Below are 17055 nucleotides of genomic sequence, written 5' to 3'. Positions count from 1 at the left end.
CCGTAGGGGCTACTCGACGATCGCGAGTTCGCGCGGGGCGTTGTTCAGGCGGCGGCCCCCGTCGGCGGTCACCGTGACGATGTCCTCGATGCGGACCCCGAACCGGCCGGGCAGGTAGATGCCCGGCTCCACGGAGAAGCACATGCCGGGCAGCAGGGGCTGCTCCTCGCCCTCGATCATGTACGGCGGCTCGTGGGTGGTGACGCCGATCCCGTGGCCGGTGCGGTGGATGAACCGCTCGCCGTAGCCGAACTCGGTGATCACCGCGCGGGCGGCCCGGTCCACGTCCTGGCAGGCCGCTCCGGGGCGGACGGCGGCGAACCCGGCCTGCTGGGCCTCGCGGACGATGTCGTGGACGCGCTGCTCCTCCGGAGTGGGCTCGCCGACGTGGACGGTGCGGGAGATGTCGGAGCCGTAGCCGTGCTTGAGGCCGCCGAAGTCGAGGACGACCATGTCGCCGCGTTCGATGACGCGTTCGCCCGCCTCGTGGTGCGGGTTGGCTCCGTTGGGGCCGGAGCCGACGACGGTGAAGTCCACCTGGGAGTGGCCGTGGACGCGGAGCAGGTCGGCCAGGTCGGCGGCCACGTCGCTCTCGCGGCGGCCGGCGAAGGGGACGTGCAGGATCTGCGCGTAGGTGGCGTCGGCGGCCTCTCCGGCGGCGGCGAGGCGGGCCAGTTCCCGCTCGTCCTTGACGGCGCGCAGCATCGGCAGGGCGTCGGTGAGGGGGGTGTAGGAGGTGGTGGGCAGCTCCCCCTGCAGGCCGAGGAGGTGCAGGGCCCAGGTGTTGTCGCTGACGCCGAAGCGGCCGGTGACGTCGAGCAGGGGTGCGGTGATCCCGTACGGGTTCTTGCCGTCGGTCCAGTCGCGCAGGGTCAGGGCGCCCGCGCCGGGTGCCTTGGCCGCGTCGGGGGCCTCCAGGGCGGGGACGACGAGGACGGGGTCCTGGCCGGCGGCGAGGACGAGCAGGGTGAGCCGCTCGGTGTCGACGGGCCGGTAGCCGGTCAGGTGGGTGAGGTCCGGCCCGGGGGCGATGAGCAGCCCGGCCAGTCCGGCGTCGGCGGCGCTCTGCGCGGCGGCCGCCATCCGGGCGGCGTAGTCGGCGGTGGTGAAGGGGGCGGTGTCGGTGTGGACCGGGTCAGGAGTCATACGGGGATCCTGCCGCGAGGCGGGCGGCGAGCGCAGCGGCCGCGCCGGACAAAGTGGCGGGCGCGAGCAGTTCCGTACGGTGCACCAGGCGCGGGGCGGCGATCGGTACGCAGACCCCCGCGCCGGCGGCTTCGGCGACCCGGCGGGGCAGCAGGACGAGGCCGTGTCCGGCGGCGGCCAGGGCGCACAGGGCGCGCAGGTCGGTGCCCTCGTAGCGCAGGGCGCGCCGGGCCGTGGCGAGCGGCAGGCCGATGTCGGGGGCGTCGAGCCAGCGGGCGTCGGCGAGGTCGTCGAGGCGGACGGCGTCGCGGCCGGCGAAGGGGTGCCCGGCGGGGAGCAGCACGGCCAGCTCCTCCTCGTCCACCCCGGTGACCCGCAGCGGCGCCACGTCGGGCAGCCGGAGCGGATCGCTGGGGGCGGCCGGGCCGTCGACGAGGCCGAGGTCGCAGTCCCCGGCGGCGACGGCGGCGGGCACCGCGTCGGGGGGCAGGATCCGCAGGGTGACGCCGGTGGCGGGCAGGGCGCCGAGCAGCCGGGGGCCGACGGCGAGCGGGGAGGCGGCGAGGGTGATCCGGCCGGGCGGTGCGGCGGCCAGGCGCAGGACGTCGGCGCGGGCGGCGTCGAGCCTCAGCAGCAGCGGCCCGGCGTGTTCCAGCAGCCGCGCTCCGGCGGGGGTGGGGGCGACGGGGCGACGGGTGAGCAGCTCGGTCCGCAGGTCGGCCTCCAGCGCGGCGATGTGCTGCGAGACGGCGGACTGGGTGTAGCCGAGTTCGCGGGCGGCGGCGGAGAAGGAGGAGAGGCGGGCCACGGCGACGAAGGTGCGGAGCAGGTGCGGGTCCATGCCCCCAGGATGTCATCAGCATCGCTTATCGAGGATGCAGGAACAATCGTTGGCGCTGAAGTGGGATCGGCCCGCAGGATGATCCACATGACCACCACCGAGACCACCGCCACCGCCACCGCCACCGCCGCCCCGCTCTCCCCCGTCGCCCGGATCGCCCTCGTCGGCGACCGCTCCCCGCACGTGAAGTCCCATACCCGGATCCCGCTCCTGCTCCAGGCGCTGGAGGCGCGCGACGGGCTCGTCCTCGACGCCTGCTGGATCCCGACCGCGGAGGCGGAGGCCGAGGCGGCCGCCGGGACGCTGGCCCGCTTCGACGCCGTGTGGGTGCTGCCGGGCAGCCCGTACGCCAGCGAGGCCGGGGCGCTGGCCGCGATCCGCGTGGCCCGGGAGGAGGGCATCCCCTTCCTCGGCACCTGCGGCGGCTTCCAGCACGCCCTGCTGGAGTACGCCCGTGACGTCTGCGGGCTGCGGGACGTCGCGCACGCCGAGAACGACCCCGGGGCGGCGGACCCGCTGATCGCGCCGCTGGCCTGTTCGCTGGTGGGGCACGAGGGGCTGGTCCTGGCGGAGCCGGGCTCGCTCGCCGAGTCCTCGCTGGGCGCCGAACGGTCCATGGAGCGCTACCACTGCAACTACGGCCCGGCCCCCCGGCACCTGCCCGCGCTGACCGGACACGGGCTGCGGCTGACGGGCCACGACGAGGACGGGCAGGTGCGGATCGTGGAGCTGCCCGGTCACCCCTTCTTCCTCGCCACCCTCTTCCAGCCGGAGCTCTCCGGGGACGGCAGCAGGCCGCACCCGGTGATCCGGGCGCTGGCCGCGGCCGCGGTGGCCCGCGCCGCCCTGCGCACGGACAGCGTCACGGCCAGGCTCGCCACCACCCTGGCCGGCACCCGGGCCGCCGGATAACCGGTCGCGGGAGCACCCGTCCGATCGGCTATGCTGTGCATGCACAACGAACGGGCGGTACGCCGCCCTTCGTGGTGGGTGTAGCTCAGCTGGTAGAGCACCTGGTTGTGGTCCAGGTGGCCGCGGGTTCAAGTCCCGTCACTCACCCTGTTCGGTCCCGATGGGGGCCACGAGGTTCTCCTCGTGGCCCCCATCGGCGTATCCGCCCGCGTATTCGCCCACGGGAACGCACGACGCCCCCACCGCCCGGGGCGCGGACGACAACGCGCCCCGGACGGCGCCCCGGTGGCAGACTCGGGATCATGCCCGAGGACACCGCCGAAGCGCTTCCGCACGATGATCACCTGCGTGCGTACGCGGCCCACTACCCCGAGGTCGTCGGGGCGGGGTCGCTGCGCGGCGCGTTGCAGGCGGAGGCCGACCGCGCCGGGTACGGGCTCGACGTCGGGGTCCCGCCGATCCCGGTCGCGCGCCTGGCGGCGGCGCGGGTGTCGGCCGGCGACCGGGTGGCGTACGTCACGATGGACGTCCGGCGGCGTGAGTTCCGCGTCCACTGCCGGCCCGCCGGGAACGGTGACGGCCCGGCGGTCCTGGGCGGCACCGGGGACCTGTCCGCGGTGGTCGAGGCGCTGCACTCCTGGATGCGGGGGGCCCGGCCGGCGGAGCTCACCGCCCGCCGGCCCTTCCTCGCGGCCCGGGATGCCTCAGCGGCCGGAGCCGTCGGAGCCGTCGAGGGTCCGGGTGCGGTGGCGGCCCGGTGGGAGTGGGTGCGCGAGTCCGCCGCCACGTTCCCGTACCCCGGGCGCCACGAGCTCGTCGAGGCCGCCTTCCGCGAACCCCGGCTGCGGGTCCTGTCCCCCGGTCTGAGCATGCAGTGGCTCCGCTTCAGCCGTCGCGCGACCCCGCCGATCTGTGTCGGGCTGCCCATGGTCATGCCGCTCCAGGACGGACGCCGCTACCGGGTCCGGACGTCCGGCGGAGCGCTGCGGGAGGTCACCGGCGCCGCCGAGGCCGTCGCGGCCGTCCTGGAGGGCCTGCCCGAGGAGATCACGGCCCCGCCGGGCGGGCCCGGGGACCGGCCGTCGGGGCCGTGACGTCCCGCGCTCACCGGGCGCGCAGGAAGGCCTCCACCTCCGTGGCGAAGGCCACCGGGGTCTCGTGCGGCGGGTAGTGGCCGGAGCCGGGGATCGTGACGATCCTGCAGTTCGGGTACCAGGCCTGCCAGGTCGCGCGCATCACCTCGGCGGTGAGGGCGAGGTCGTACTCCCCGACGAGGACCAGCACGGGCACGGTGTTGCCCTTGACGGCGGCGGACAGGTCGGCCGGCTGCCAGCTCGCGAGGTACGCCGCGAAGGCCTCGGGGCGGGAGACCGCGAGGGAGTGCGCCACCATCCCGTCCAGCCAGTGGCGGCTCGCGCGGTTGCCGGTGACCAGGTCGAGGATGATCCGGCGCTTCTCGGGGTCCTCGGCGGCGCCGTGGAAGAGGGCGTGCGTCCGGTCGTCCATCGCGTAGGGGGCGGCCGGGACCGGTGCGAGCCCGATCAGCTTCTCGATCCGCTCGGGGGCACGGACCAGCACCTGCTGGGCGGCCTTGCCGCCCATGGAGTGGCCGAGCAGGGAGAAGGTGTCCCAGCCGAGCTGGTCGGCGAGTTCGAGTACGTCGTCGGCGATCTCGGGGAGGCTGTAGCGGCCGGTGACGTCCCGGCGCTCGCCGTAGCCCCGGTAGTCGAGGAAGGCGTACGAGAACCCCTCCGGGTCCAGGTGGTCCAGTACGGAACCCCAGTTCGCGGAGGTTCCGAACCAGTCGTGCAGCACGATGACGCGTACGGGCCCGGTGCCGATCCTGCGGTGGGCGATGGCCATGCGTTCTCCCTCGGTGACGGGGTGGACGGAACCGACGCCGTACGTCCTGCCCAGCGGGCCTAGCATCACACCGTGACACCGACATCCGGCCGGGAGCCGCTGGTCATGGGGGACTTCTCGCGGCCCGACGGGGCCCGGCACCCCCACCACCCGCGTACGTACGAGATCCGCGACCCGGACGAGATCCGGGCCGTCACCGCCGCCCGGCCGCACGCCGTCGAAGACCGGATCTTCGCCTGCATGTGCGGGGAGCCCTGGGAGGACCCTCACCTCACCGAGGAGGCCGTCCGGCTGCGCGACCCGCTGTCCCCCGACGGGATCCCGGCCCGGCACCGCGCCCGGTGGGCCGGGGCGGCGCCCGGGGTCCTGCGGGAGTACGCCCGTGCGCTGGCCCGGGGCGAGGAGGACCCGGAGCGGCCGCGGAGCGTGCCGCTCGCGGTGGTGTTCGGCTGGCTGGGCGCCGTACGGGACGAACCCCGCGACGCGGCGTGGCTGCTGGCGGAGCGGGGCCCGGAGCGGCTGCTGGCCGGCGCACCCACGGCGGATCTGGCCTGGGCGGTGCGGGAGACGGACCGGGCGGGACTGGACGGGGCCGTTCGGTTCTTCGCGAGCGAGGAGTTCACCACCCGCCACCCCAAACAGCGCCGCGTTGCGGACACTGCCCGGGACCTGCTGCTGCGGTACGCCCGCAGCCATCGCCCCGGCGACCTCGCGGTGCTGGAGCGGCGGCTGCTGCGTACTCCGGAGGACCGGGTCAGACGGTCTTGATCGCCGGGTCGGAGACACCCGGGGCGCCCGTTTCCACGTGGCCGGCGAAGCGGCGCAGGAAGGTCGCGTCGGTGTCGGAGACGACGCCGACGTCGTACCAGCGGCCCGTCGCGCGCAGGTCGACGGTGGTGGAGACGGTGGCGCCGGGGTTGACCTTGAAGGTCTGGGGGGCGCCGTCGTAGGCGTTGGTCACGGTGAGGTTGACCGCCGCGGTGCCCCCGTTGGTCAGGGTGAGGGCGAGGTTGCCGGCGGCGTCCACGTGGCGGGCCGTGACCTCGGGGCCGGCCTTCTTCGCCGGGCCCTTCCAGGTGCGCAGGAAGCCGTTGGGGCCCCAGACCGTGAGGTCGATCTTGTTACCGGTGGAGCTGCTGGTGCTCCAGGTGTCGGAGAGGGTCTTGCCCGCCTCGACCGTGTAGGGCCAGGGGCCGTCCGTACGGTTGCCCGAGGTGCTGTGGAAGTGGGCGCCGAGGGAGGGGCCGGAGGAGAAGGTCAGGGTGAACTTGCCCGTGGACACAGTGGCCTTGCCGTCCACGTACGGGCTGTAGCCGAGTGCGCGGGTCGGCTTGGAGCCGGCCTCCTGCTTCGGCAGGGTGCCCGTCGCCGGCGGGACCGGGTGGTAGGACGGGTGGGCGTTGTGGTCCGGCGGTACGTAGCCGGCCGTGGACGGGAGCGCCGCCGGGGAGGCGTCCGCCCGGCTGAAGTCGAACGCCGAGGTCAGGTCACCGCAGACCGCGCGGCGCCACGGCGAGATGTTGGGCTCCTGCACCCCGAAGCGCTTCTCCATGAAGCGGATCACCGAGGTGTGGTCGAAGGTCTCGGAGCAGACGTAGCCGCCCTTGCTCCACGGGGAGACGACGATCATCGGGACCCGGGGGCCGAGCCCGTAGGGTCCGGCCGCGTAGCCGGCGCTCCCGGCGTAGAGGTCGCGGGTGACGTCGGCCGTGGACAGGCCCCAGGCCGAGGACGCCGGCGGGTACGGCGGCACGACGTGGTCGAAGAAGCCGTCGTTCTCGTCGTAGGTGATGAAGAAGGCCGTCTTCGCCCATACCGCCGGATTGGCGGTCAGCGCGTCCAGGACCTGGGAGATGTACCAGGCGCCGAAGTTGACCGGCCAGTTCGGGTGCTCGCTGAAGGCCTCGGGCGCGGCGATCCAGGAGACCTGGGGCAGGGTGCCGCCCACGACGTCGGCGCGCAGCCTGTCGAAGTAGCCCTCGCCCGCCTTGGCGTTGGTACCCGTACGCGCCTTCTCGTACAGGGCGCTGCCCGGCTGGGCGTTGCGGTAGCTGTTGAAGTAGAGGAGGGAGTTGTCGCCGTAGTTGCCGCGGAAGGCGTCGCCGATCCATCCCCAGCCGCCGGCCGCGTTCAGGCCGTCGCCCACGTCCTGGTAGATCTTCCAGGAGACCCCGGCCGCCTCCAGGCGCTCGGGGTACGTCTTCCAGCCGTAGCCCGCTTCCTGGTTGCCGAGGACCGGTCCGCCGCCGGTGCCGTCGTTGCCCGTGTGCCCCGTCCACATGTAGTAGCGGTTGGGGTCGGTGGCGCCGATGAAGGAGCAGTGGTAGGCGTCGCAGACCGTGAAGGCGTCGGCGAGGGCGTAGTGGAACGGGATGTCGTTCCGGGTCATGTACGCCATGGTCGTGGCCGTCTTGGCCGGGACCCACTTGTCGTACTTGCCGCTGTTGTACGCCTGGTGTCCGCCGGCCCAGTCGTGGTTGAGGCCCTCGACGAACTGCATGCCCAGGTCGTTGACCTGCGGGTTGAAGGGGAGGATGTCCTTCGTGCCGTTGGACTGGTAGAAGACCGACTTGCCGTTGTCCTGGAGGACGGGCCGCGGGTCGCCGAAGCCGCGGACGCCCTTCATCGAGCCGAAGTACTGGTCGAAGGACCGGTTCTCCTGCATCAGCACGACGATGTGCTCGATGTCCTGGATGGTTCCGGTGGTGCCCTGCGCGGGGATGGCGGCGGCCCGCGCGATGCTCTCGTTGAGCATCGTGGCGGCGGCGGTTCCGCCCGCGATCTGGAGGAACCGGCGTCGGTTGAGTTCAGCCATGGGTGACGACCTCTGGGGGTGAGGGGAGGGGAGTCGAGGGGCGCCCCAAGGACAGCGGCCCCGGGGTACCGCACGGAGATCCCCGGCTGACGCGGGGCGGTACAGCGGGCGAACGGAAAACCCCGCGCAACGCCGCGCGGTGGCCGCGCGGTGGCTGCGCGGTGGCGCTGCGGTGGCTGCGCGGAAAGCCTGCCGCGCGTGCCGTTCGTCTGGTGGAATGACCTCCTCGACACTGCACGGGGGGCGCAGAGCGTATGGCGGGGACCGAGTACGGCCGTTCCGCCGGTCCGTCGTGCGCCGCGCCGCCGGCACCGGGGCCCGGGCCGGGAGTGGCACGGTACGGGGAACCACGGGCCGCGCAACAGACCCGGGAACCACAGGAGTTCGCGATGTCGGGTGCGCCCGCGGTCCGGGCGGGGGCGGGCGCGTGAACCTTCCGCAGCTCCACTACGGCTGGGCCCCGCCCGGACCCGACGGCTCCGGGACGCGCTTCACGGCGGTCACCGACGGCGTTCCGACGGCCCTGTTGCGCGAGGCGGAGCGGCTCGTGGCGTACGAGGCGCCGGAGCCGGGCGGGGCCGTTCCGGAGGCGCTGAGCCTGAGCCTGCTCTCCGACGGCAGCCGGCTGCTGGCCCGCTCGGCGTACACCGGCGGCGACGGGACGGGCTTCCACGCGCACGCCGTGCACCTGCCGCAGCGCGCCGGTTCCGGCCCGGTCCGCGGGGCCCTGCCGATCACCTCCTGGGGGTCGCCGCAGTGGGCGGCGCGGACCCCGCCCGGCGGACCGCCGCCGCCGCTCGGCGCCGTGCCCGTCCCGGGGCGGCACGACGGCGCCGCGCTGGCGGAGTTCGTGGCCGCGCGGGAGGCGTGGCTGGCCCCGTTCTTCGCCGACGTGCGACGGCTCGTGGAGGAGCCGGGCGCGCCGCGGATCGTGCTGGTGGAGCCGGACAGCGCGGCCGTGGCCCGCTGGGTCATGCTCGCGTGCAGCGTGCTGCCGCACCAGCGCGGGCAGTGGCTGACCTTCACCACGTACACCGCCCGGCCGGGGCTCGCCCCGCAGGGCCTCGTGGGCGTCCTGTCCGGGGAGGGGACGGCCGCCGCCCTGGCCGCCCTGGAGGAGGGGTGCCGGATCCACGAGCCGGGGCGCGGGCCCGCGCCGGCGGCCGGCGGGGCCGCCGGGGACGTCTTCGACGTCTGGGCGGGGACGGCGGCGCGGATCTGGCTGGCGCGGCGGCCGGAGCTGTTCGCGCAGGTGCGGCAGCTGCCCGGGGGACCGTACGAGGCCGGCCCGCTGGCCGCGCTCGCGCTCGGGGCCGGGATCCGGCTGGACGCGGCGGGCCGGGCCGCGGCCGAGGCGTGGACGGCCGCGCACCCGGACCCGTCTCCGGCCCGGCTGCGGGTGGCGCTCACCGACCCGGACCGGGAACCGGACGCGCTGGCCGGGCTCCTGCGGGAGGCCGCGCGGCAGGGAACGGACACCACCGGGGAGCTGCCCGAGGTGGCGCGCAGGGTGGCGTTCGCGCTGTTCACCGATCCGGAGCGGGCGTACGGGGAGGAGACGCGGGCCGGGCTCGACGAGCTGCCGGTCCTGCGGGCCCTCGTACTCGACCGGCTGGACGCGCTCGCGGCGGGCGATCCGGCCGCCGGGAGGGCGCTGTTCGCGCGGACGGGGCTGCGGCTGGGGGCGGCGGAGGCCCTGCCGCACCTGCGGATGTGCGCGGCGGTGGAGGCGGTCGTACGGGAGGCCCCGGACCGGCCCGTGGCGCTGGACTCGCTGCTGCGGGTCTCCGGGGTCTCCCCGTACGCGGAGCCGCTGGTCCTGCGGACCGCGGTGCGGCTCGTGTGGGGCGGGCGCCGGCCCGGCCCGGACGAGGCCGGGCTGGTCCTGGCCACCATGGGAGAGGCGGTCCACCACGCCGCCGGAACCTGGGACCTCCTCGCCCCGGCGGCCTCCCCCGCCCCGGACCTCCCGGTCCCCTCCCTGGCGGCCCGGGCGGCTGTGGACGCGGACCCGGCCGACGGCCGGAACGGGCCCGGCCCCGCCGCCCCGCGCTCGGCGGCGGACGGGACGGCTGACGGGACGGCGGATCAGGCGCCGGGCCGGGCTCCGGACGGTGTGCGGGCGCGTACGGCCGGCCCGGACTCCGGCCGTGCGGGCGTCGCCGCGCGACTGCTCGGCGAGGAGCGGGCGGAGGGGGCCGTACGGGTGCTGTTCGAGAGCGAGGACGCCGCGTTGCTGGCCGCCTACCGGGAGGCGGCGCGCGGCGCGGAGGTGCGGGAGCGGCTGCGGGGTTCGCCGCGCTACCTCGCGGACTGCTTCGCCGTCTGGTCCGCCCACCCGCAGGCCGGGCCGCTGTGGCGGCAGGCCCGTACCGATCTGCTGGAGGAGGTGCTCAGGCCGGTCGTACGGGAACTGCCGTCCGAGCACCTCGCGGAGGCCGAGCGGGAGCTGGCCCGGCTCGGCCGCAGCCGGGCGGAGGAGTTCCGGGCCTGGCTGCGTCCGGGGCCGGGGGCCCGGCTGCGGGGGCTGTTCAGCCGTCGATCGGCCGGGTGACGGCCCCTCAGCCGCCGAGCAGCGCGGTGATCTCCCGGGCCAGGGCCAGGGCCCCGCTGCCCGCGCCCAGCCCCACCGTGATGGTTTGCAGGCAGCGGCGGATCAGCCCCGGCTCGGGGGCGCGGCGTTCCTCCCCGGCCCGTTCCAGTTCGCCGTGCAGGGTCCGGGCCGCGTCGACGCGGTCGCCGGCCGCGCCCTCGTCGCGGAGCCACCGGGCGAGTTCCGCGGCCAGGCGCAGGGTGCGGGCGGGGTCGTCCTGGTGCTGCGGCCCGATGTTGACCACACCGTGGTCGCCGTAGTTGCCGGGGCCTTCGACGTTCCCGTGGAAGTGGTAGGTGCCCATGGGATCACTCCTCTGCGGCGGGCGGCGGGAGGGGTTCACGGACCGGCCGGCGCGGGGGACGGGGACGGGGACGGACCGCCGGGTGCCTGGCCCGGTCCCTGCCCCTGGGCCGTACCGGTTCCGGGGAGGTTGACGGTGCCGTGGCCGCCGAAGTTGAAGCCCTGGCCGGTGATGGTCCCGTGGAAGGTGTAGCTGTGATGGTTGATGACCTGCTGCGCCTGCTCGAAGGAGGCGGTGTCGATGTGGTGGGCCTTCAGGAACTGCTCGGTCGCCGTGAGGACGCCCTGCCGCAGCCTCTGGAGGAAGTCCACGGCGTCGTTGGTGTCCGAGAACTCCATCAGCCTCAGGCTGACCGCCGCCCGCGCCCGGATGCTGCCGTCGGCGCCGTAGTCGAACTCCTCGTGCCGCTTCCCGATGGCCCACCGGTCCCGCCACAGCCGCCAGCGGCGCAGCGCCCGCCCCCGGCCCCGGCGCCACAGCCGGGCGGGCACCTTGAACAGGGCGGGAAGGAACTCCCCGGTGGCGAGGCGCCACAGGGACCACCAGTGGCCGAAGGGGTCCTGCCGCAGCCTGCGCACGTCGAGGAACTCGTCCCGTAGCGGCGGCACCACCTGGGTGGTCACCTCCCAGCTCAGCCGGGGGTGCTGGACGCGGGCGCGCAGGTGCATGGAGACGATCACCCGGCCGCCCTGCCCGACCCCCTCCAGGCAGAGGTAGGTACGCATCCCGAGGCCCGGGCGGGTCAGTCCGGCCTCCACCATCCCCTCCGGGATGGACGTGCGGGGCGCGCTCAGCCGGTCGGGCAGCAGTTCCTTTCCTGCGTGCGGGGTCATGGCGCCGCGCACGTACAGCCGGTTGCGGGCCCGGAGGCCTTCGAGGCCCGCGATGTTCCCCATCTCCCGGGCCACGAAGGCGTGCAGGTCGACGACGTCGAAGCCGACGATGGTCAGTTCGCCGCCGCCGGCGGGGTCCTTGGCGGGGGTGCTGATGTCGATGGGCTGCCAGACCCGGTCCTCCACCATCTCGCCGCTGCCGACGAAGGGGTTCGTCCGCTCGGCGGGCTCGTGGTACGGCAGGACGTTGGTGCGGGCCTGCTCGTGCAGCCGGGATTCCAGCTCCGGGTCGAGCGGCGGCGCGAGCCGGTCGGGTGGCGGACCGTTCACGTCGATCACCCGGTAGACCATCGTCCGGGCCCGGTGCTCGGTGACCAGGACCAGCGTCCAGGCGGCGGCGAGCACGCCCAGGACGCCGAGCAGCTCCGGGCCGACGGGCTGGTCGAGCCTGGCCCGGTGGACCAGCAGGGCCGCCGTGACCGCCCAGGCCGTGAGCAGCACGGCCAGCAGGCCGTCGCGGAGGTTCGCGCGGCGTACCGCGACCCGCGCGTGCCGGGCCACCGCCACGAGGTCGACCCCGAGCGAGGGGCCGAGCGCCGTCAGCCGGTCCTCGGTGAGTTCGTCCGCGGTCGCGCGGGCGAACTGCTCGTTGCGGTGCACGGCCGCGCTCAGCCAGCGGTCCGTCCACTCCTCGCCCTGCTGGATGAGCCCGGGTAACCCACGATCTACCGCCATTTCGTCCTCCCCCGTGGTCGTCGGTCCACGATACGAACAACCACCCTCGTCCGTAACGGTATTGACGGACAGTCATTTCGTGCCGTCCGAGGCGGAGGGCGGACGTCCTACTCAGCGGGCACCACGTGTACTTGAGCATCCGTACTCAGGCCGGGGGCCGGTCCGGCCCGTCATCGTGAGGGCATGTTCATTCAGCAGCCTGACCCGCGGCCGCGCGCCGGGATAACCGCCGTCGGCGCCCTGTTGCCCGAGGACGTCCTGTCCTCCGACGACCTCCAGCGGGAGGTGACCCGGCGCAGTGGCATCGCGCTCCCGCCGAGGACGTTGACCCAGGCGACCGGGATCCTGACGCGGCGGATCGCGGCCGAGGGGGTGTTCGCCTCCACGCTCGCCGTGGGCGCGGCCCGCCGGGCGCTGGACTCCGCCGGACTCACCCCGCTCGACGTGGACCTGCTGGTCTTCGCCTCCGCCTCCCGGGACATGGTCGAGCCGGCCACCGCGCACATCGTGCAGGCCGCCCTCGGGTCCCGGGCGCACGCCGTGGACGTCACCAACGCCTGCAACAGCTTCGTCAACGGCATCGACCTCGCCCGGAGCATGGTCCTGGCCGGGCGGGCGCGCCGGGCGCTGGTGGTCACCGGGGAGACCCCGAGCCGTGCGGTGCGCACCGACCCGGCCGACTTCGCCGAGTTCCGCAGCGGGTTCGCCGGTTACACCTTCGGTGACGCGGGGGCGGCCGTGGTGGTGGAGGCGGTGGAACGCGGCGGGATCCTGGACGTGGACACCGAGACGCACTCGGAGCACTGGGAGGTCGGAGGGATCCCGGGCGGCGGGTCGCGGCACCCGCGCGGGGACGCGTACACGTACTTCCGGGGGGACGGGCGGGAGCTGCGCGGGGTCTTCGAGAAGGTGGGCACGGCGGTCATCGACCGCACGCTGCACCGGACGGGGCTGGACTGGGACGGCTTCGCGAAGGTGCTGGTGCATCAGGTGACGGTGCCGTACCTGGAGCGGTTCGCGGAGCTGACCGGGGTGCCCGGGGAGAAGCTGGTGGTGACGGTGCCGGAGCTGGGCAACGTGGCCAGCGCGAGCATCGGGGTGCAGCTGGACCGGGTCTTCGGCGGCCTCGCCGCCGGGGAGCGGGTGCTGTTCGTGGGCCTGGGGGGCGGCGTCAGCATCATGACGATGGTCTGGGAGAAGTCGTGAGCGCGCCGATGTGGGTGGTGGTGCCCGCGTACGAGGAGGAGGCACGGCTCGCCTCGACGCTGGCGGCGCTGGCGGCGCAGCGGGACCGGGAGTTCACCCTGCTGGTGGTCGACAACGCCTCCACGGACGGTACGGCCGCCATCGCGCGGGAGTTCGCGCGGCGGGCGCCGTTCCCGGTGGAGGTGATAGAGGAGCCGCAGAAGGGGGTCGGCTCGGCCGTGGACACCGGGTTCCGGTACGCGATCGCGCGCGGCGCGACCCTGCTGGCCCGGACGGACGCCGACTGCCTGCCCCGGCCCGGCTGGACGGGCGCCGCGCGGGCGGCGCTGCTGGAGCGCCCGGGGCTGGTGTGCGGGCGGGTCACGGCGCGCCGCGACGAGCACGGGCCGCTGGGCCGGGCCGGTTTCGCGGGTCTGGTCGCGGTGGCCGCGCTGTTCGGGCGGCTGCGGCCGCAGCACTCCCGGCGGGGCGGGTTCAAGGCGCCGTACCGGATGCACGCGGGGAACAACATGGCCATCACCGCGGACCTGTACCTGGCCGTCGGCGGGATGCCCCGGCGGCCCTCGCCCACGGACCGGCTCTTCCTGAACGCGGTGCGCCGCCACACCGACCGGATCACCCGCTGCCGGGGGATGGTCGTCGAGAACTCGACGCGCCGGCTGCGGGCGTACGGGCTCGCCGGGACCGCCCGCTGGTACCTCGACCAGGGCAGCGGCACGCACGGAACGGACCCGCGCTGATGCTGGACCGACTGGAGCACGCCCTGCGCGCCCGGCCCGAGCGGCCCGCCGTGCTGTCCGCTACCCGTACGGGAGCCACCCGGGTGAGCGCCACCCGCGGTGAACTCGTCGAGCTGGCGGACGCGTACGCCGCCGCCCTGCACGCGCGCGGGCTGCGGCCCGGGGACACCGTGGGGGTGGCGGTGCGGCCGGGACCGCGCGCGCTGGCGGTGCTGCTGGCGCTGTGGCGGCTGGGGCTGCGCGGGGCCGTGCTCGACCCGGGGGCCGGGGCCGAGGTGCTGCGGGCCCGCCTCGCGCTGGCCCGGCCGGCGCTGGTGCTCGCGGACGCCGCCGCGCAGGCGGTCGCCGGATGGGCCCGAACGCTGGCCCGGCGGGCCCGGCTCGAACTGCCGGAGCTGGCCGGGCTGGGGCCGGTGGCCACGGTCGGCCCCCGGCTGCCGGGCTGTGCGCCCGCGCTGGAGACGGGGGCGCCGCGCACCGGCGTGCCGGTGTACGGGGGCACCGACGCCGCCGACGCGGTGATCGTCTTCACCTCCGGGACCACCTCGCGGCCCCGGGCCGTGGTGCACAGCCGGGCCGGGCTGGCCGCCGGGATGGAGACGGTGGCGTCCCTGTTCACGGCGGACCCGGCGGCGGGTGGGCACGGCGCGGAACCGGTGCTGGGCGGCACCTTCTTCGTGCTGGTGCCCTCCCTGACGCGCGGGGCGCCCGTCGCCCTGCCGGCCCGCTCCCCCGCCGTGCTGGCCCGCCAGCTGCGCCGGCTGCGGCCCCGGGACACGTATCTGACCCCGCCGCAGCTGCGGGACGCGCTGGGGGCGGGCGCCCGGTTCGGCGGCCGGGTGTGGACGGGGTCGGCTCCGGCGAGCGCCGCGCTGCTGGACCGGGTCCGGACGGCGGGCGCGGACGAGGCCTGGGGGGTGTACGCGCTGACCGAGCTGTTCCCGGCGGCCGCGGTGGAGTCCCGGGAGAAGGCGGCCTTCGCCGGGGCGGGCGACCTGGTCGGCGCCCCGCTGCCCGGGGTCCGGGCGGTGGCCGACGGGGACGGGCAGCTGCTGCTGGCCGGGCCCGCGGCCCGGGACCGCTACCTCGGGGAGGAGCCCGACCCGTGGGTGCGTACGGGCGACCGGGGGCGGCTGGACGGAGCCGGCCGGATCGTGCTGGAGGGCCGGTGCAAGGACATGGTGCTGCGCAGGGCGGAGAACATCTACCCGGGCCTGTACGAGCCGGGGCTGCACGTGCCCGGGGTCGAGCTGGGCGTGCTCGTCGGGGTCCCGGCGGGCGACGGGGACGAGCGGCTGGTCGCGGTGGTGCAGCCGCAGCGCGGGATCCCCGAACCGGCCCTGCGGGCCGCGCTGTCGGATCCGCTGCGCCGGATGGGCACGGCCCGGCCGGACGCGCTGCTGTTCGCGCGGATCCCGCTGTCGGGGCGTTCGCGCAAGCCCGACCGGGCGGCGGCGTCCGAGCTCGCGGCGGGACTCCTCGCGGCGGGGCGCGGGGGCGGGGCATGAGCGGAGCCCGCCGGCGGGGCGGCGCGGCGCACGGGTCGGGCGGGCACGAGTGGGGCGGCCACGCGGCACCGGGGCGGGAGCCGGGCACGCCCGACCTGTGGGTGGTCGTGCCCGCCTACAACGAGGCCGCCTCGCTGCCGGGCACGCTGGCCGCGCTCGCCGCGCAGCGGGACAGGGCGTTCGCGCTGGTGGTGGTCGACAACGCCTCCACCGACACGACGGCCGAGGCGGTACGGGAGTTCGCGCGCTCGGCGCCCTTCCCCGTCGAGCTGGTCACCGAGCCCGAGCCGGGGGCCGGGACCGCCGCCGACACCGGATTCCGGTACGCGGTACGGGCCGGGGCGCGCCTGTTGCTGCGTACGGACGCGGACTGTCTGCCGGCCCGGGACTGGACGGCCGTCGCCCGGACGGAGTTCGGGCGCGGCGCCGAGCTGCTGTGCGGGCGGAGCGTGCCGCGCCCCGACGAGCGGCCCACCTTCGCCGAGGCGCGGTTGCTGCCCGCGCTGGTCCGGCTGTCCGCGCTGTACGGGCGCTACCGGGCCGCGCACCGCGGTACCCGGTTCCGGGCCCCGTACGTGCTGTGCCACGGCCACAACCTCGGCATCACCGCCGCGCTGTACGTGCGCTGCGGCGGGGCCCCGCGGGAGCGGCTGGAGGAGGGGTCGGAGGACGTCACCCTGCTCAACCGGGCGCGGGAGCACAGCGGGCGCGTGGTGCGCGTCGAGCACCTGGTGGTGCGGAGCAGCCTGCGACGGCTGCGTTCCTGGGGTGCCCGGCGCACCCTGCTCTGGTACTGGGACCGGCGCTACCGGCCCGTCGACACGGAAGAGGTCCACGTCCGGTGAGTGCTGTGAAGGCCGACGCCCACGCCCACGCCCACGCCTACGCCCACGCCAAGGCCCGGCGCCGGGACCGCAAGGTCTACCTGCGCGGCCATCCCCTGCTGTTCGGGCTGCTCGCGGCCACGCGCGGGCGGGCGGTGCGCCGGCTCGGCGGGACGCTGCTGGTGCACGACGCGGACGCGTACCGGGAGACGCTGACCCGGCTGCCGCTGGACCGGACGGCGGCCGGCACCACGGGCGGCGCCGCGCGCTCGGCCCTGGGCGGCGGGGCCGGGGGCGTGCTGTTCGACCAGGAGGGTGGCGGGCACCGGGCGGACCGGCGGGCCCTCGCGGAGCGGCTCGGCACGGCCGGGGTGGCGCGGCTGCGCCGGGAGTGGGAGCCGTCGCTGGTACGGGGGCTCGCGCCGCTGTCCCGGGGCGGCGAGGTGGACGTGGTGGCGCTGGCGCGGGAGCTGGCCGGGGCGGTGGTGTGCGGGCTGCTGGAGGTGCGGGCCGAGCCGCGCGTGCTCGCGGAGGCCGCCGCGCGGGCCGCGGCGGCGTCGGTGCGCAGCCATCTGCCGGGTCCGCGGCGGCCCGGGGCGCGGGGGGGGGGGGGGGGGGGGGGGGGGGGGGGGGGGGGGGTGGGGGGGGGGGGGGGGGGGGGGGGGGGGGAGGGGGGGGGGGGGGGGGGGGGGGGGGGGGGGGGGGGGGGGGGGGGGGGGGGGGGGGGGGGGGGGG

The 17055-nt window shown here is 76.0% G+C and carries 15 protein-coding genes and 1 tRNA gene; 9 read left to right on the top strand and 7 right to left on the bottom strand.

Translation table 11 applies throughout. The features are described from left to right. Positions 1-9 precede the first annotated feature (9 nt). Positions 10-1146: a M24 family metallopeptidase gene (locus ACZ5D2_RS36910; protein ID WP_371676112.1), complete on the bottom strand. Its 1137-nt coding sequence runs from the start codon at positions 1144-1146 to the stop codon at positions 10-12. Beyond that, positions 1136-1987: a LysR family transcriptional regulator gene (locus ACZ5D2_RS36905; protein WP_371676113.1), complete on the bottom strand. Its 852-nt coding sequence runs from the start codon at positions 1985-1987 to the stop codon at positions 1136-1138. The genes ACZ5D2_RS36910 and ACZ5D2_RS36905 overlap by 11 nt, the downstream gene beginning before the upstream one ends. An 87-nt stretch (positions 1988-2074) precedes the next feature. On the opposite strand from ACZ5D2_RS36905, the gene ACZ5D2_RS36900 reads away from it, so the two are divergent. The 3 genes from ACZ5D2_RS36900 (at position 2075) to ACZ5D2_RS36890 (ending at position 3993) form a co-directional block, all read left to right on the top strand. Then, positions 2075-2899: a CTP synthase C-terminal region-related (seleno)protein gene (locus ACZ5D2_RS36900; protein ID WP_371676114.1), complete on the top strand. Its 825-nt coding sequence runs from the start codon at positions 2075-2077 to the stop codon at positions 2897-2899. A 74-nt stretch (positions 2900-2973) separates the two neighbouring features. Then, positions 2974-3046: transfer RNA gene (locus ACZ5D2_RS36895), tRNA-His, on the top strand. A gap of 155 nt (positions 3047-3201) precedes the next feature. Next, positions 3202-3993: a DUF6193 family natural product biosynthesis protein gene (locus ACZ5D2_RS36890; protein WP_371676115.1), complete on the top strand. Its 792-nt coding sequence runs from the start codon at positions 3202-3204 to the stop codon at positions 3991-3993. A gap of 10 nt (positions 3994-4003) precedes the next feature. Here the strand turns inward: ACZ5D2_RS36890 and ACZ5D2_RS36885 are convergent, their stop codons facing one another. Next, positions 4004-4762, bottom strand: a complete 759-nt coding sequence (locus ACZ5D2_RS36885) for an alpha/beta fold hydrolase (protein WP_371676116.1) — start codon at positions 4760-4762, stop codon at positions 4004-4006. 72 nt (positions 4763-4834) lie between these two features. On the opposite strand from ACZ5D2_RS36885, the gene ACZ5D2_RS36880 reads away from it, so the two are divergent. Beyond that, entirely contained in the window at positions 4835-5530 is a 696-nt protein-coding gene (locus ACZ5D2_RS36880) for a hypothetical protein (RefSeq protein ID WP_371676117.1), read from the top strand. Here the strand turns inward: ACZ5D2_RS36880 and ACZ5D2_RS36875 are convergent. Continuing rightward, positions 5517-7577: a phosphocholine-specific phospholipase C gene (locus tag ACZ5D2_RS36875; protein WP_371676118.1), complete on the bottom strand. Its 2061-nt coding sequence runs from the start codon at positions 7575-7577 to the stop codon at positions 5517-5519. The genes ACZ5D2_RS36880 and ACZ5D2_RS36875 overlap by 14 nt on opposite strands. A gap of 427 nt (positions 7578-8004) precedes the next feature. Here ACZ5D2_RS36875 and ACZ5D2_RS36870 point away from each other — a divergent pair, with 427 nt between their 5' ends. After that, complete coding sequence (locus ACZ5D2_RS36870) at positions 8005-10131, top strand: GTPase-associated protein 1-related protein (protein WP_371676119.1); 2127 nt, start codon at positions 8005-8007, stop codon at positions 10129-10131. Between the two features lie 7 nt (positions 10132-10138). Here ACZ5D2_RS36870 and ACZ5D2_RS36865 read toward each other — a convergent pair whose 3' ends face one another. Then, entirely contained in the window at positions 10139-10474 is a 336-nt protein-coding gene (locus tag ACZ5D2_RS36865) for a hypothetical protein (protein WP_371676120.1), read from the bottom strand. Between the two features lie 35 nt (positions 10475-10509). Continuing rightward, complete coding sequence (locus ACZ5D2_RS36860; RefSeq protein WP_371676121.1) at positions 10510-12042, bottom strand: hypothetical protein; 1533 nt, start codon at positions 12040-12042, stop codon at positions 10510-10512. A gap of 183 nt (positions 12043-12225) precedes the next feature. Here ACZ5D2_RS36860 and ACZ5D2_RS36855 point away from each other — a divergent pair, with 183 nt between their 5' ends. Genes ACZ5D2_RS36855 through ACZ5D2_RS36840 form a run of 4 tightly spaced genes read left to right on the top strand, consistent with a single transcriptional unit; the run spans position 12226 to position 16341 of the window. Further along, positions 12226-13248: a 3-oxoacyl-ACP synthase III family protein gene (locus ACZ5D2_RS36855; protein WP_266843296.1), complete on the top strand. Its 1023-nt coding sequence runs from the start codon at positions 12226-12228 to the stop codon at positions 13246-13248. Further along, entirely contained in the window at positions 13245-13988 is a 744-nt protein-coding gene (locus ACZ5D2_RS36850) for a glycosyltransferase family 2 protein (protein WP_371676122.1), read from the top strand. The genes ACZ5D2_RS36855 and ACZ5D2_RS36850 overlap by 4 nt, the downstream gene beginning before the upstream one ends. Further along, on the top strand, positions 13988-15496 hold the full coding sequence (locus ACZ5D2_RS36845) for an AMP-binding protein (RefSeq protein ID WP_371676123.1): 1509 nt from the start codon (positions 13988-13990) through the stop codon (positions 15494-15496). Before ACZ5D2_RS36850 ends, ACZ5D2_RS36845 begins: the two co-directional genes overlap by 1 nt. Next, on the top strand, positions 15493-16341 hold the full coding sequence (locus ACZ5D2_RS36840) for a glycosyltransferase family 2 protein (protein ID WP_371676124.1): 849 nt from the start codon (positions 15493-15495) through the stop codon (positions 16339-16341). The genes ACZ5D2_RS36845 and ACZ5D2_RS36840 overlap by 4 nt, the downstream gene beginning before the upstream one ends. Here the strand turns inward: ACZ5D2_RS36840 and ACZ5D2_RS36835 are convergent. After that, positions 16302-16892, bottom strand: coding sequence for a hypothetical protein (locus tag ACZ5D2_RS36835; RefSeq protein WP_468935632.1), 591 nt, complete (start codon positions 16890-16892; stop codon positions 16302-16304). The genes ACZ5D2_RS36840 and ACZ5D2_RS36835 overlap by 40 nt on opposite strands. Positions 16893-17055 lie beyond the last annotated feature (163 nt).

The sequence above is a fragment of the Streptomyces sp. NPDC031479 genome (genome assembly GCF_055581065.1).
The sequence above is the reverse complement of the archived record's forward strand: the minus strand, read 5'-3'. Positions and strand labels throughout refer to the sequence as shown.

Coding starts and splice junctions, on each gene's coding strand:
- ACZ5D2_RS36910 (WP_371676112.1), bottom strand. CDS start 1,146: ATGACTCCTGACCCGGTCCACACCGACACCGCCCCCTTCACCACCGCC.
- ACZ5D2_RS36905 (WP_371676113.1), bottom strand. CDS start 1,987: ATGGACCCGCACCTGCTCCGCACCTTCGTCGCCGTGGCCCGCCTCTCC.
- ACZ5D2_RS36900 (WP_371676114.1), top strand. CDS start 2,075: ATGACCACCACCGAGACCACCGCCACCGCCACCGCCACCGCCGCCCCG.
- ACZ5D2_RS36890 (WP_371676115.1), top strand. CDS start 3,202: ATGCCCGAGGACACCGCCGAAGCGCTTCCGCACGATGATCACCTGCGT.
- ACZ5D2_RS36885 (WP_371676116.1), bottom strand. CDS start 4,762: ATGGCCATCGCCCACCGCAGGATCGGCACCGGGCCCGTACGCGTCATC.
- ACZ5D2_RS36875 (WP_371676118.1), bottom strand. CDS start 7,577: ATGGCTGAACTCAACCGACGCCGGTTCCTCCAGATCGCGGGCGGAACC.
- ACZ5D2_RS36865 (WP_371676120.1), bottom strand. CDS start 10,474: ATGGGCACCTACCACTTCCACGGGAACGTCGAAGGCCCCGGCAACTAC.
- ACZ5D2_RS36860 (WP_371676121.1), bottom strand. CDS start 12,042: ATGGCGGTAGATCGTGGGTTACCCGGGCTCATCCAGCAGGGCGAGGAG.
- ACZ5D2_RS36855 (WP_266843296.1), top strand. CDS start 12,226: ATGTTCATTCAGCAGCCTGACCCGCGGCCGCGCGCCGGGATAACCGCC.
- ACZ5D2_RS36845 (WP_371676123.1), top strand. CDS start 13,988: ATGCTGGACCGACTGGAGCACGCCCTGCGCGCCCGGCCCGAGCGGCCC.
- ACZ5D2_RS36840 (WP_371676124.1), top strand. CDS start 15,493: ATGAGCGGAGCCCGCCGGCGGGGCGGCGCGGCGCACGGGTCGGGCGGG.
- ACZ5D2_RS36835 (WP_468935632.1), bottom strand. CDS start 16,892: ATGGCTGCGCACCGACGCCGCCGCGGCCCGCGCGGCGGCCTCCGCGAG.